This is a genomic window from Pseudomonas sp. Sample_10 (assembly GCF_004321495.1).
Lineage (GTDB): Bacteria > Pseudomonadota > Gammaproteobacteria > Pseudomonadales > Pseudomonadaceae > Aquipseudomonas.
The window spans coordinates 61,479-74,127 of sequence record NZ_RCOE01000140.1; the positions used below are offsets into that span (position 1 = coordinate 61,479).

Sequence of the window (12,649 nt, forward strand, 5' to 3'; positions counted from 1 at the left end):
CGAAATTTAGCCGGGGAGTATAGCGCTCCGAAAGAGACGACCGGTCAGTGATCACTCGGACCGAGTGTCGGGCGGCATGTTCAGTCGGCCGTTTGGCGATCGTCGGCAGGCGATTTCTGCACACAAGAGATCGGATAACGTACAAAAAACTGATAGCACTTTGGTTTTTCTGTCACGTGCAAATGGTAACCTTCGCCCGTTCGTCGGTCCTTCTGCGACTTGATGCCGCACCAAAATGGAGCTTCATCGTAAAAAAACAGTCATGCGTGCGCATAAAGGCTGGGGATGAAGAGCACCTGGCGAACCATACTAATAATTGGGGGATACACAATGACCACGAGTATCGCGGCGGACGGCTACGCCGACCAGCCCGCGTTCCTGTCCAAGGAACGCATTATCGCCAAGCCCGGTTTCAACCGTTGGCTGGTGCCACCGGCCGCCCTGGCCATCCACCTCTGCATCGGCATGGCCTACGGCTTTTCGGTGTTCTGGTTGCCCTTGTCCAAGGCGCTGGGTCTCAGCAAGCCGCTGGCCTGTGCGCCGGACATGAGCTTCATCGCTCAGGTTTTTTCCTCGCAATGCGATTGGCCGATCTCGATGCTCGGCTGGATCTACACCCTGTTCTTCATTTTCCTGGGTTGCTCAGCAGCGATCTGGGGCGGCTGGCTCGAGCATGCCGGACCACGCAAGGCCGGCGTTGTTTCGGCGCTGTGCTGGTGCGGCGGTCTGTTGATTTCGGCGCTGGGCATCTACACGCACCAGATCTGGCTGATGTGGATCGGCTCCGGGGTCATTGGCGGTATCGGCCTGGGCCTGGGCTACATCTCGCCGGTGTCGACCCTGATCAAGTGGTTCCCGGACAAGCGCGGCATGGCGACCGGCATGGCGATCATGGGCTTCGGTGGCGGCGCGATGGTCGGCGCACCACTGGCGACTGCACTGATGAGCCACTTCGCATCGCCAGAAGGCGTGGGCGTATGGCAGAGCTTCGTGGCCATGGCGGCCATTTACTTCGTGTTCATGATCGGTGGCGCACTGTCCTACCGCGTGCCGCCAACCGGCTGGAAGCCTGAAGGCTGGACGGCGCCTGCGAAAAAAGCGTCGAACGCCATGATCACCAACCGTCATGTACACGTGAACGTGGCATGGAAAACTCCGCAATTCCGTCTGGTGTGGCTGGTGCTGTGCCTGAACGTATCCGCAGGTATCGGCATCCTCGGCATGGCTTCGCCGCTGTTGCAGGAAGTGTTCGGCGGCAAATTGCTGGGCAACGATCTGCCATTCGGTCAGCTGGATGCAGGTCAATTGGCTTCGATCGCCGCGATCGCCGCCGGTTTCACCGGTTTGCTGAGCCTGTTCAACATCGGTGGCCGCTTCTTCTGGGCATCGTTCTCGGACTACCTGGGCCGTAAAAACACCTACTTCGTGTTCTTTGCCCTTGGCTTTGCGCTGTACGCATTGATTCCGAATCTTGGCCACCTGGGCAACGTCGCGCTGTTCGTGGCCGCGTTCTGCATCATCCTGTCGATGTACGGCGGCGGTTTTGCCACCGTTCCTGCTTATCTCGCGGACCTGTTCGGTACGCAAATGGTCGGTGCTATCCACGGTCGCCTGCTGACCGCGTGGGCAGCGGCGGGTGTGTTGGGTCCGGTGCTGGTGAACTACCTGCGTGAATATCAGCTGAGCATCGGCGTTGAACGTGCCGCAGCTTACGACATCACCTTGTACATCCTTGCCGGCCTGCTGGTGCTGGGTTTCATCTGCAACCTGCTGGTGCGTCCGGTGGCCGACAAGTACTTCATGACCGACGCTGAACTGGCTGCCGAACAGGCGCTGGGCCACGACAAAGGTGCTGACGCCAGCACGTCGCTGGAGTGGAAAGCGGCGCCGGGCACCAAGCCTCTGGCAATTGCTGCCTGGCTGGCGGTGGGTATTCCGTTGGCGTGGGGTGTGTGGGTGACCCTGCAGAAGACGGCGGTACTGTTCCACTAAGTAAAAACGCAATACCCCTGTAGGAGTGAGCTCTGCTCGCGATACCGGTCTGACAGTCGACAGAAATGTTGAATGTGAGAGCCCTATCGCGAGCAGGCTCACTCCTACAGTTGTTTCTGATCGTTCCCACGCTCTGCGTGGGAATGCCTCCCGTGACGCTCCGCGTCACAGTCAAAGCGGACGCGGAGCGTCCAAGGCTGCACTCCCACGCAGAGCGTGGGAGCGATCAGTAGCCTGTCGTGCTTGTATGGACATGTCTACCCGCGACAGCCGGGGCTTCTGTCCGTCAGCCATATCACGTCGCGTGTTTCTGTTTCGGCCCCGCGTGCCTATAATGGATGCCTTTTTCGCCCAATGATTTTGCGGAGCTGGTGATGGCCGAACGTATGGCGTCTGTCGAGCGCGACACTCTGGAAACCCAGATCAAAGCCTCGATCAACCTCGATGGCACCGGAAAGGCCCGATTCGATATCGGTGTTCCTTTTCTTGAGCACATGCTGGACCAGATCGCCCGTCACGGGCTGATCGACCTGGATATTGTCAGCAAGGGCGACCTGCATATCGATGACCACCACACCGTGGAAGACGTCGGTATCACCCTCGGCCAGGCATTTACCAAAGCCATCGGCGACAAGAAAGGCATCCGTCGCTACGGCCACGCCTATGTGCCGCTCGATGAAGCGCTGTCGCGCGTGGTGATCGACTTCTCCGGCCGTCCCGGCCTGCAGATGCACGTTCCGTATACCCGCGCCACCGTCGGCGGTTTCGACGTGGATCTGTTCCAGGAGTTCTTCCAGGGCTTCGTCAACCACGCCAACGTCACCCTGCACATCGACAATCTGCGTGGGCACAACACCCACCACCAGATCGAAACCGTGTTCAAGGCTTTCGGCCGTGCGTTGCGCATGGCCGTGGAGCTCGATGACCGCATGGCCGGGCAAATGCCATCGACCAAGGGCGTTCTGTAATGCAGACAGTCGCGGTTATCGATTACGGCATGGGCAACCTGCACTCGGTGGCCAAGGCCCTCGAGCACGTGGGGGCCGGCAAGGTTCTGATTACCAGCGATGCCAACGTGATTCGCGAAGCTGATCGGGTGGTTTTCCCCGGCGTCGGTGCGATTCGCGATTGCATGGCGGAGATCCGTCGCCTCGGGTTCGACTCGCTGGTACGTGAGGTCAGCCAGGACCGGCCTTTCCTCGGTATCTGCGTCGGCATGCAAGCATTGCTCGACACCAGCGAAGAGAACGACGGTGTCGACTGCATCGGGCTGTTTCCGGGCGCAGTGAAGTTCTTCGGCAAAGATCTGCATGAAGACGGCGAACACCTGAAAGTCCCGCACATGGGCTGGAACGAAGTGAAGCAGAAGGTCAGTCACCCGCTGTGGCACGACATTCCGGACATGGCGCGTTTCTACTTCGTGCACAGCTACTACATCGCTGCGGCTAATGCGCGCCAGGTGGTCGGTGGTGGTCATTACGGCGTCGATTTCGCCGCAGCGCTGGCCGATGGCTCGCGTTTCGCCGTGCAGTTCCACCCGGAGAAAAGCCATACCCATGGCCTGCAATTGCTGCAGAACTTCGCTGCGTGGGACGGTCGCTGGTAAATGGCTGTCAAGAAATCCAGGCCGCCGATCCTGACCCTCACTCCCGAACAGGAGAGCGAGGCCAACAGCAAGATCAAGCGATTCATGGAAGACCGCTTTGAACTCGACCTCGGCTCGTTCGAGGCGGCTGAGATTCTTGAGTTGTTTACCCGCGAAATTGCTCCGCACTATTACAACAGGGCGATTTTCGATGTGCAGACGCATCTCAAAGAGAGGTTCGAAAGCATCGAAAGCGACCTGTGGGCGCTCGAGAAAAACTGATTTCCGAGCCAAGCTGAACATTCGAATTTGAAGGTTTGCCAGATGCTGATTATTCCCGCTATCGATCTTAAAGACGGTGCCTGTGTTCGTCTGCGCCAGGGCCGCATGGAAGATTCCACGGTGTTCTCCGATGACCCGGTGAGCATGGCTGCCAAGTGGGTGGAGGGCGGTTGCCGTCGTCTGCATCTGGTCGACCTGAACGGCGCGTTCGAAGGCCAACCGGTCAACGGCGAAGTGGTCACCGCGATCGCCAAGCGCTATCCGAACCTGCCGATCCAGATCGGCGGCGGTATCCGCTCCCTGGAAACCATCGAGCACTACGTCAAGGCTGGCGTGAGCTACGTGATCATCGGCACCAAGGCTGTGAAAGATCCAGCCTTCGTCGCCGAAGCCTGCCGCGCTTTCCCTGGCAAAGTGATTGTCGGTCTGGACGCCAAGGACGGTTTCGTCGCTACCGACGGTTGGGCTGAAATCAGCACCATCCAGGTGATCGACCTGGCAAAGCAGTTCGAAGCCGACGGCGTGTCCGCCATCGTTTATACCGACATCGCCAAAGACGGCATGATGCAGGGCTGCAACGTACCGTTCACCGCCGCGCTGGCTGCTGCCACATCGATTCCGGTCATCGCTTCCGGTGGCATCCACAATCTGGGTGACATCAAGACCCTGCTCGACGCCAAGGCGCCGGGCATCATCGGCGCGATCACCGGCCGGGCGATCTACGAAGGCACCCTCGACGTCGCTGAAGCGCAAGCTTTCTGCGACTCGTACAAAGGCTGAGGACTGACCATGGCGCTGGCCAAACGCATCATCCCTTGCCTGGACGTGGACAACGGCCGGGTGGTCAAGGGTGTGAAATTCGAAAACATCCGCGACGCCGGTGACCCGGTGGAAATCGCCCGTCGCTACGACGAGCAGGGTGCCGACGAGATTACCTTTCTCGACATCACCGCCAGCGTCGACGGCCGCGACACCACGCTGCATACCGTCGAGCGCATGGCCAGCCAGGTGTTCATTCCGCTGACCGTCGGCGGTGGCGTGCGCACCGTGCAGGACATCCGCAACTTGCTCAATGCCGGTGCGGACAAGGTTTCGATCAACACCGCTGCGGTGTTCAACCCTGAATTCGTCGGCGAAGCGGCGCAGCATTTCGGCTCGCAGTGCATTGTCGTTGCCATCGATGCGAAAAAAGTTTCCGCTGCGGGCGAAACCCCGCGCTGGGAAATCTTCACCCACGGCGGTCGCAAGCCGACCGGCCTTGACGCTGTCGAGTGGGCAAAGAAGATGGAAGGCTTGGGAGCCGGTGAAATCCTCCTGACCAGCATGGACCAGGACGGCATGAAAAACGGCTTCGACCTTGGCGTGACCCGCGCCATCAGCGATGCCCTGGGCATTCCGGTGATCGCTTCCGGTGGCGTTGGCAACCTGCAGCATTTGGCCGACGGTATCCTCGAAGGACACGCCAGTGCAGTCCTGGCGGCGAGTATTTTCCACTTCGGCGAATACACCGTTCAGGAAGCCAAGGCCTACATGGCTCATCGCGGAATCGTGATGCGCTGAACAAACCCATACAGGCCAGTGGACATCATGGCGGGCTCAAGGCACTCTTGGGCACGCCATGGATTTCGGTAGCCAGACATGCTCAAACGTCTTCGTTTTGCCCTCGCCAGTGCTTCCCTGTTGTTCGTCAGTGCGGTACACGCCGCAGACAACCCCAACACCGACATGGTGTTGCTGACGGAAAACTTCCCTCCGTACAACATGGCGAAGAACGGCAAGAATTTCGCCCAAGGCGAGAACATTGATGGCATCGCCACGGACATCGTCCGCGAAATGTTCAAGCGTGCCGATATTACCTACAGCCTGACGCTGCGTTTCCCCTGGGAGCGAGTGTACAAACTCGCTCTGGAAAACCCCGGTTACGGTGCATTCGTGATGGCGCGGTTACCCGATCGCGAGAAGCTCTTCAAATGGGTCGGGCCGATTGGCCCGGACGACTGGATCATGCTGGCCAAGGCTGACAGCAAAATCACCCTCCAATCCCTGGACGATGCGCGAAAGTACAAAATCGGTGCGTACAAGGGCGACGCCATTGCCACTACGCTCGCCAAGCAAGGCTTGAAGCCTGTGGTGGTCCTGCGCGATCAGGACAACGCGAAGAAACTGGTCAATGGCCAGATCGATCTATGGGCTACCGGTGATCCGGCTGGGCGCTACCTGGCGCGCCAGGAAGGCGTGATCGGGCTCAAGACTGTGTTGCGGTTCAACAGCGCCGAGTTGTACCTGGCCTTGAACAAGGACGTGCCGGACGAAACCGTCGCCATACTGCAGGCCGCGCTGGATCAGATGCGCCAGGAAGGCAAAGTTGACGAGATCATGTCGAAGTATCTGTAATTTTCACTGCGAGGTCATTTCAGGCAGGGTGCCCGGCGTCGTGCTCATGTTCACGGCACTGGTAAACACATTGTTCAATGCCCCCCTTGTCAGCTTCGAATCGGCTGAGGCGACCCCGATGATGCAGAGCGCGTACGCGCCGCTTTGTGGGCCGATTCCACTGTTGATATAGGCATTTTCTGTACTGATGGCCGGACTGTAGAAAGTAGGCACCTGACAATCCCGAGCGTTACGGACCATTTTATAGCGATAGAAGGGCGCCTTGAGGGAGAACCGGAAATCCCACTTGGGCAAGACCACCTGCCCATTCGCATTTTGCGTTTTATAGACATGTGTTTTTAGTTTCCAGGGTTCCGTGACGGTCAGCTCTACCGGCTCCAACGAACAGTTCGGTGCCGCGAGGGTGAAGACGCCATCAATAAAGCACGCGTACAGGAAGCTGGCGCTGTAGCTGTAGTTGAATCGAGCGGCCTGACAAGACGTAGAGTGCTCACAATCGGATTGCGCCGGATGATTTCGCGATATCGCGACTTTACTGACGATGCCGGTAATTTCATTGGTGAGTCTGTTCAGCATCGGACTGCCAGAGCTTCCAGCGTGTAGATCGCAGCTGTTTTTCATGGCTAATGGGAACACTCCAGGGTGATCGATGAATGTTCCGGCGATTCGTTCAGCGCAGGCACTCAAACGAAGCCCGGCTTCGGTAAAACCACCCGGCGCGCCAACGTTGAGCACATCCTGATTCTCGTAAGTCAGATGTGAGGCGAGCTTGAGCGGGTTGACCCCGGCCTGTATCAGCGACGCCAATGTCGCGTCTATCTCCAGCACGGCAAGATCGGTCCCGACCAGACTGCTCCACAAGGCAATTCGGATCGGGTACTGGCGCTTACGCTGTGGCACGTCATGAAAGTAATGGAAAGTGACGCTGGCGTTCAAAGGCAAATCGGTCCGCGCCGAACCGTATCTAAAAAACACGCAATGACCGCTGGTGAGCAAGTAGGCAGGGCCGGTGGCTCGACCCTGCCTGTTTCGCGTATCCAATAGGACGGCACTGCACGTCTCGCCTGATTGGAGGCTGAGTCGTCCCACACCGCTCCAGATTTCATAAAAATTATCGCTGTTGCGCAGCGCTCTTGACGGCGAGTCATTGACGGCGCCTTCGCCAAGGTCGCGTGCCTGCACTGCAGGATTGGCCAGGACAACCAGGGCGGCGAAACAAAAGAGCTTGAGGTATTTCATATCCATTCCTTGGTGATGAAATTCAGGGTGAGCGCTATCGTGGCACGGGCCAATGCACCGGCAGATGTATATATGTATCGCGAAACGGGAATGGATCTGCAGGTTACTGTGAAGTCGGCAGGCGGTACTGGCCGTCCTTGCCATGCGCCGCCGTGGCGCGATTACCGCGCACGCTGATCATCTGCCGGATATCGATCCACTCGATTCCCTGGGCCTTCAGCTTGGGCAACTCTCGCTCCAGCACTGCCAGTGTCTGCGGATACGGATGTCCGATCATCACTGCCGAGCCTTGTCGGTGTGCGAGGCTGATCGCTGTCTGGAGTTGGGCAAAAATAGCGTCTTCAGTGCGCTCATCATCCAGAAACACATCCCGAGAAACGCTCGCCAGATCGATCTTCTGCGCTTGCTGCGCCGCCACGGTTTGCGCACTGGTGCGGCTGTCGACGAAAAATTTGTGACGACGCTGCAGGTCGGCCATCAACCAGGCCATGGCGGCGGGTTGCGCGGTCATGCGGCTACCCATGTGATTGTTGATGCCGGCGGTGTAGGGAACCCTTTTGAACGCAGCGTTCAGGCGTCTCTCAAGCTCCTCGATGGGTAGATCGGGATGCCAGGCAAATGGTCCTGTGGCCGGGTCCATCGGCATATGCAGAATGACGATCTTGCCGGCGCGATGGGCTTCGCGGGCGAATTCGGTGGCGTGGGGGGTATCGGGCATGATCGCTGCGGTTACCGGGCCGGGCAGGCCCAGCACGCGGCGATCCCGGGGCAGGCTTTGCCCCAGGTCATCGATGATCAAGCTCAGGTAGGCTTTTTGCGGCGCGGTAACGGCGGGGGTGGCGTGAGCCACGCACGCCAGACTGCACAACAGCGCCAGGGTCAGCCGAAGAAGCATCTCAGCGGCCGGACGTAATGCTCAGCCCTTTGAGCAGGCTCAGGGCCTGGGCCAACTGGTAATCGTCGTCCTGCGGCATCGGCTTGGTTTTGCCGCCGGAGCTGCTTGGCTTGTCGGCGCCGCCGTTGCCATTGCCCAGGTGACCTTGCAGATCGGCTTCCTTGAAGTACTCGCTATCCTGCTCGTTGGTGATCTTGGCTCTGCGCACTTCGATGTCCGGGACGATGCCTTGGGCCTGGATCGAGCGGCCATTAGGCGTGTAATACAGCGCCGTGGTGATTTTCAGAGCGCGGTCGTTGTTCAACGGCAGCACGGTTTGCACCGAGCCTTTGCCGAAACTTGGCGTCCCCATGACTACCGCACGCTTCTGGTCCTGCAGGGCGCCGGCGACAATTTCCGAGGCCGAGGCACTGCCGCCATTGATCAGCACAACCATTGGCACGGCTTCACTTTCATCTTTGCCAGTGGCGTTGAAGCGCAGCTCGGAGTTGGCGATCCGGCCTTTGGTGTAAACGATCAGGCCTTTGGTGATGAAGTGGTCGACGACTTCAACCGCCGACTGCAGCACGCCGCCCGGATTGTTGCGCAGGTCGAGAATGATGCCTTTGAGCTTCTTGCCGTTGTCCTTGCGCAGCTTGGCCAGCGCTTTGGAGACCTCTTCGCCGGTCTTGACCTGGAACTGGGTGATACGGATGTAGCCGTAGCCCGATTCCAGCAACTGGCTCTTCACGCTCTTCACTTGAATGATGGCGCGGGCCAGGGTCACGTCGAACGGCGTGCCACCGTCGCGAACCAGGGTCAGGGTGATTTTCTGGCCGATCTTGCCGCGCATCTTGTCCACGGCTTCGGTCATGCTCTGGCCACGGGTTGGCTGGCCGTTGATCTTGACGATGAAATCGCCCGCCTGGATGCCCGCCTTGGAGGCCGGCGTGTCGTCGATTGGCGACACCACTTTGATGAATCCGTCTTCGGCGCCGACTTCGATGCCCAGGCCGCCGAACTCGCCGCTGGTGCTTTCCTGCAACTCGGCGAAGTCTTCAGGCCCGAGATAGGCCGAGTGTGGATCAAGGTTGCTGAGCATGCCCTTGATGGCGTTTTCCAGCAGGGTCTTGTCGTCTATCGGGTCGACATAGGCGGCTTTGATCCGATCCATGACCTCGGCAAAGGTGCGCAACTCTTCCAGCGGCAATGGCGCCTTGGTGGTCGCAGCAGTGCCCGCAGGCGCAACCGCCGGGGCCGGTTGAGCGGCGAACGCCAGAGGCGCGCCGATCACCAGGGCGATCGTCAGGGCCAGCGAGGTAAGGCGGGACAAATGCAGCATGTCGAACGAACTCCTGAATTGGATGGCGCGCTTATCCTTGCGCGCGACACCATTGTGCAGGGTCACTCGGGTGACCCTGCTGACGAATCGCGAAATACAAGGCCGGTGTGTCTTGACCGCCGCTGCTACCTACAGTGGAGATGGATTCACCGGCTTTTACCACGTCACCCGCAGACTTGAGCAGTGTCTGGTTGTGACCATAAAGACTCAAAAAACCGTTGCCATGGTCGAGAATGACCAGCAACCCTGCGCCGCGCAACCAGTCGGCGAACACCACGCGACCGCCATGCACCGCATGCACGGTACTGCCGGCGGAAGCGCCGATCATCACGCCGTCCCACTTGGTCCGGGCGTCGTCGCCACGGCTTTCACCGAAGCGTGCCAACAGTCGACCATCGACAGGCCACGGAAGTTTGCCGCGAGTTGAAGCAAACGGACCGCCAAAGGTTTCGCCGGAGCTTGAGACCAACGCGCCAGGCGTTGATTTAACCGGTTTGCGTGGGGCGTCAGTCTCGTCTGCTTGAGCCTGGGCCTCACGTAAGCGCTTTTTTTCGGCTTCCTGCTGGGCAATCAGCGCTTTTTGTCGCGCTTCTTCTGCCTCACGAGCCTGGCGAGCCAGGGTTTCCTCAATGGTTTTAAGGACTTTAGACAGATCTGCCTGATCCTGCTCGCGGGCCGCCAGTTTCTGGTCGCGGGCCTTCACGTCGTCATTGAGCTTGGCCAGGACTTGCTGGCGCTCTCGGCGGACTTTGTCCAGCTCGTCGCGCTGGGTGTCGAGGCTGCTTTTCTGTACCAGCAGTTGCGCTTGCTGCATGTCGATGTCTTTTTCGACATTGGCCAGTTGGCGCAGCGTTTCGTTGAAGCTCTTCAACTGTTCCAGGCGGGCCTGGCTCAGGTAGTCGTAATAGGTGAGGGTGCGGGCGAATTTCTCGGGATTCTGCTGGTTGAGCAGCAGCTTCAAATATTCCTGTCGGCCGTTCTGGTAGGCCGCGCGGGCCTGGATGGCGATCAGTCGCTGTTGTTCAGTGCGCGCGCTCTGGAGTTTTTTTTTCTCCGCATCGAGCCGCTGCAGCTCGGCTTCACTTTTCTTCAGCTCTTTTTGCAGGGCCTCGACCTGCTTCTCGAGCTTGCCCATTTCAGTCTCGGTGCCCTTGAGTTCTTTTTGCACCCCGGATTTTTCTTCCTGCAACTTGCCCAGCAGCTTTTTCAGCTCGGCAATGTCCTGACGCGTGGCGTCCAGCTGTTGTTGGGTTTGCGCGCGCTCGTCAGCAAAGGCCGGTTGGAGCAGGCAAGTCAGAGCAAGGGCTATCAGGACGCGAAGCATAGAGGCGGGCGACACCAGGGAAAGGGACGGCCTAGTATGCCCGCCATGGGCAGCAAAAAAAATGCCCAATTGGGGCTGTGTGATAACTGGAGAGGGATGTGCGGGAAATTAGTCCTGAAAACCACCAGAAACCACTGTGGGAGCTGGCTTGTCGGGTCGCCGCATCGCAGCGATAGCGGCCTGGCAGCAACATGAATGTTTGCTGTCAGATTGCTATCGCTGGCAAGCCAGCTCCCACAGGTATTAATGATGATTAGACGAGAATCGAAGTCCCGGTCATTTCCGCCGGTTTTTCCAGGCCCAGCAGCTTGAGCATGGTCGGTGCCACGTCCGCCAGCACACCACCTTCGCGGACCTTGAGGTCGCGCTTGCCGACATAGATGAACGGCACCGGTTCGGTGGTGTGTGCGGTGTGCGCCTGGCCGGTGGAGGCGTCGGACATTTGCTCGACGTTGCCGTGGTCAGCGGTGATCAGCGCTTCGCCGCCAACCTTTTCCAGCGCCTCGACGATTCGGCCGACGCAAGTGTCCAGGCATTCGACAGCTTTGACCGCCGCTTCGAACACGCCGCTGTGGCCAACCATGTCGCCGTTGGCGTAGTTGACGACGATCACGTCATAGCGCTGGTTTTCGATGGCATCGACAATGCGATCGGTGACTTCGGGTGCGCTCATTTCCGGCTGCAAGTCGTAAGTGGCGACTTTTGGCGACGGAATCAGGATGCGTTCTTCGCCCGGGAACGGTTCTTCGCGGCCGCCGGAGAAGAAGAAGGTCACGTGCGCGTACTTCTCTGTTTCAGCAATGCGCAGCTGGGTCTTGCCGTTTTTCGCCAAATAGTCGCCCAGCACGTTTTCCAGGCTGCCCGCGGCGAAGGCCGATGGCGCAGGAATGCTGGCGGCGTATTGGGTCAGCATGACAAAACCGGCCAGTTTTGGCTGGCGGCTGCGTTCGAATTCCTTGAAATCGTCTTCCACGAACACGCGGGTCAGTTCGCGGGCACGGTCGGCGCGGAAGTTCATGAACACCACCGCATCGCCGTCTTCGACTTTTACCGGTTCGCCAATCGAGGTGGCTTTGACGAATTCGTCGCTCTCGCCACGCTCGTACGAGGCTTGCAGGCCTTCCTGAGCGGTGGCGGCGTTGAATTCACCAATACCGTCGACAATCAGGTTGTAGGCCTGGGATACGCGGTCCCAACGGTTGTCACGGTCCATCGCGAAATAGCGGCCGATGAGGCTGGCGATACGACCTTTGCCCAGCGCCTGGAAAGTGGCGTCGAGCAGTTCGATCGACGACTGCGCGCTTTTCGGTGGCGTATCACGGCCATCGAGGAACGCGTGCAGGTAGATTTTTTCGGCGCCACGCTTGGCGGCCAGTTCAGCCATGGCCACCAAATGGTCCTGATGGCTGTGAACGCCGCCATCGGACAGCAGACCCATGAAGTGCACGGCTTTGCCGGCGGCGACGGCTTTATCGACGGCAGCGCAGATGGTCGCGTTCTCGAAGAACTCGCCGTCGCGGATCGACTTGGTAACGCGCGTGAAGTCCTGATACACCACGCGGCCGGCGCCGAGGTTCATGTGGCCGACTTCGGAGTTGCCCATCTGGCCATCCGGCA

General features: G+C 59.2%; 12 protein-coding genes. 7 read left to right on the top strand and 5 right to left on the bottom strand.

What is annotated here, in order from left to right:
* Window positions 1–330 precede the first annotated feature (330 nt).
* From D8U18_RS13325 to D8U18_RS13355, 7 genes are all read left to right on the top strand, one after another.
* Window positions 331–1,992, top strand: a complete 1,662-nt coding sequence (locus tag D8U18_RS13325) for an OFA family MFS transporter (protein ID WP_131107786.1) — start codon at window positions 331–333, stop codon at window positions 1,990–1,992.
* Window positions 1,993–2,366: 374 nt separating this feature from the next.
* Window positions 2,367–2,960 (top strand): imidazoleglycerol-phosphate dehydratase HisB, encoded by a 594-nt coding sequence (hisB, locus tag D8U18_RS13330; RefSeq protein ID WP_007939452.1) that lies wholly within the window; start codon window positions 2,367–2,369, stop codon window positions 2,958–2,960.
* A complete protein-coding gene (gene hisH / locus D8U18_RS13335) occupies window positions 2,960–3,598 on the top strand; it encodes an imidazole glycerol phosphate synthase subunit HisH (RefSeq protein WP_008080553.1) in 639 nt (212 codons plus the stop codon). Before hisB ends, hisH begins: the two co-directional genes overlap by 1 nt.
* Complete coding sequence (locus D8U18_RS13340; RefSeq protein ID WP_056852198.1) at window positions 3,599–3,859, top strand: DUF2164 domain-containing protein; 261 nt, start codon at window positions 3,599–3,601, stop codon at window positions 3,857–3,859.
* A 42-nt stretch (window positions 3,860–3,901) separates the two neighbouring features.
* Window positions 3,902–4,639, top strand: a complete 738-nt coding sequence (gene hisA / locus D8U18_RS13345; RefSeq protein WP_015093076.1) for a 1-(5-phosphoribosyl)-5-[(5-phosphoribosylamino)methylideneamino]imidazole-4-carboxamide isomerase — start codon at window positions 3,902–3,904, stop codon at window positions 4,637–4,639.
* A 9-nt stretch (window positions 4,640–4,648) separates the two neighbouring features.
* Window positions 4,649–5,419, top strand: a complete 771-nt coding sequence (gene hisF / locus D8U18_RS13350; protein ID WP_056852199.1) for an imidazole glycerol phosphate synthase subunit HisF — start codon at window positions 4,649–4,651, stop codon at window positions 5,417–5,419.
* Window positions 5,420–5,497: 78 nt separating this feature from the next.
* The gene (locus tag D8U18_RS13355) at window positions 5,498–6,253 is read left to right on the top strand and encodes an ABC transporter substrate-binding protein (RefSeq protein WP_131107787.1); all 756 of its coding nucleotides are present in this window, start codon (window positions 5,498–5,500) and stop codon (window positions 6,251–6,253) included.
* Between the two features lie 3 nt (window positions 6,254–6,256).
* Here D8U18_RS13355 and D8U18_RS13360 read toward each other — a convergent pair whose 3' ends face one another.
* The 5 genes from D8U18_RS13360 to gpmI form a co-directional block, all read right to left on the bottom strand.
* Window positions 6,257–7,492: a trypsin-like peptidase domain-containing protein gene (locus D8U18_RS13360; protein ID WP_131107788.1), complete on the bottom strand. Its 1,236-nt coding sequence runs from the start codon at window positions 7,490–7,492 to the stop codon at window positions 6,257–6,259.
* A 103-nt stretch (window positions 7,493–7,595) separates the two neighbouring features.
* Complete coding sequence (locus D8U18_RS13365) at window positions 7,596–8,387, bottom strand: divergent polysaccharide deacetylase family protein (RefSeq protein WP_056852202.1); 792 nt, start codon at window positions 8,385–8,387, stop codon at window positions 7,596–7,598.
* Between the two features lies 1 nt (window position 8,388).
* The gene (locus tag D8U18_RS13370) at window positions 8,389–9,708 is read right to left on the bottom strand and encodes a S41 family peptidase (RefSeq protein WP_056852203.1); all 1,320 of its coding nucleotides are present in this window, start codon (window positions 9,706–9,708) and stop codon (window positions 8,389–8,391) included.
* A gap of 31 nt (window positions 9,709–9,739) precedes the next feature.
* The gene (locus D8U18_RS13375) at window positions 9,740–11,032 is read right to left on the bottom strand and encodes a murein hydrolase activator EnvC (RefSeq protein WP_056852204.1); all 1,293 of its coding nucleotides are present in this window, start codon (window positions 11,030–11,032) and stop codon (window positions 9,740–9,742) included.
* A 253-nt stretch (window positions 11,033–11,285) separates the two neighbouring features.
* On the bottom strand, window positions 11,286–12,649 hold a 1,364-nt coding region (gene gpmI / locus D8U18_RS13380), incomplete at its 5' end, for a 2,3-bisphosphoglycerate-independent phosphoglycerate mutase (protein WP_131107789.1).

What these genes read in the sequence shown, in the direction of transcription:
- D8U18_RS13365 (WP_056852202.1), bottom strand. Translation starts at nt 8,387, where the DNA reads ATGCTTCTTCGGCTGACCCTGGCGCTGTTGTGCAGTCTGGCGTGCGTG.
- D8U18_RS13375 (WP_056852204.1), bottom strand. Translation starts at nt 11,032, where the DNA reads ATGCTTCGCGTCCTGATAGCCCTTGCTCTGACTTGCCTGCTCCAACCG.
- hisA (WP_015093076.1), top strand. Translation starts at nt 3,902, where the DNA reads ATGCTGATTATTCCCGCTATCGATCTTAAAGACGGTGCCTGTGTTCGT.
- D8U18_RS13370 (WP_056852203.1), bottom strand. Translation starts at nt 9,708, where the DNA reads ATGCTGCATTTGTCCCGCCTTACCTCGCTGGCCCTGACGATCGCCCTG.
- D8U18_RS13355 (WP_131107787.1), top strand. Translation starts at nt 5,498, where the DNA reads ATGCTCAAACGTCTTCGTTTTGCCCTCGCCAGTGCTTCCCTGTTGTTC.
- hisH (WP_008080553.1), top strand. Translation starts at nt 2,960, where the DNA reads ATGCAGACAGTCGCGGTTATCGATTACGGCATGGGCAACCTGCACTCG.
- D8U18_RS13325 (WP_131107786.1), top strand. Translation starts at nt 331, where the DNA reads ATGACCACGAGTATCGCGGCGGACGGCTACGCCGACCAGCCCGCGTTC.
- D8U18_RS13340 (WP_056852198.1), top strand. Translation starts at nt 3,599, where the DNA reads ATGGCTGTCAAGAAATCCAGGCCGCCGATCCTGACCCTCACTCCCGAA.
- hisB (WP_007939452.1), top strand. Translation starts at nt 2,367, where the DNA reads ATGGCCGAACGTATGGCGTCTGTCGAGCGCGACACTCTGGAAACCCAG.
- D8U18_RS13360 (WP_131107788.1), bottom strand. Translation starts at nt 7,492, where the DNA reads ATGAAATACCTCAAGCTCTTTTGTTTCGCCGCCCTGGTTGTCCTGGCC.
- hisF (WP_056852199.1), top strand. Translation starts at nt 4,649, where the DNA reads ATGGCGCTGGCCAAACGCATCATCCCTTGCCTGGACGTGGACAACGGC.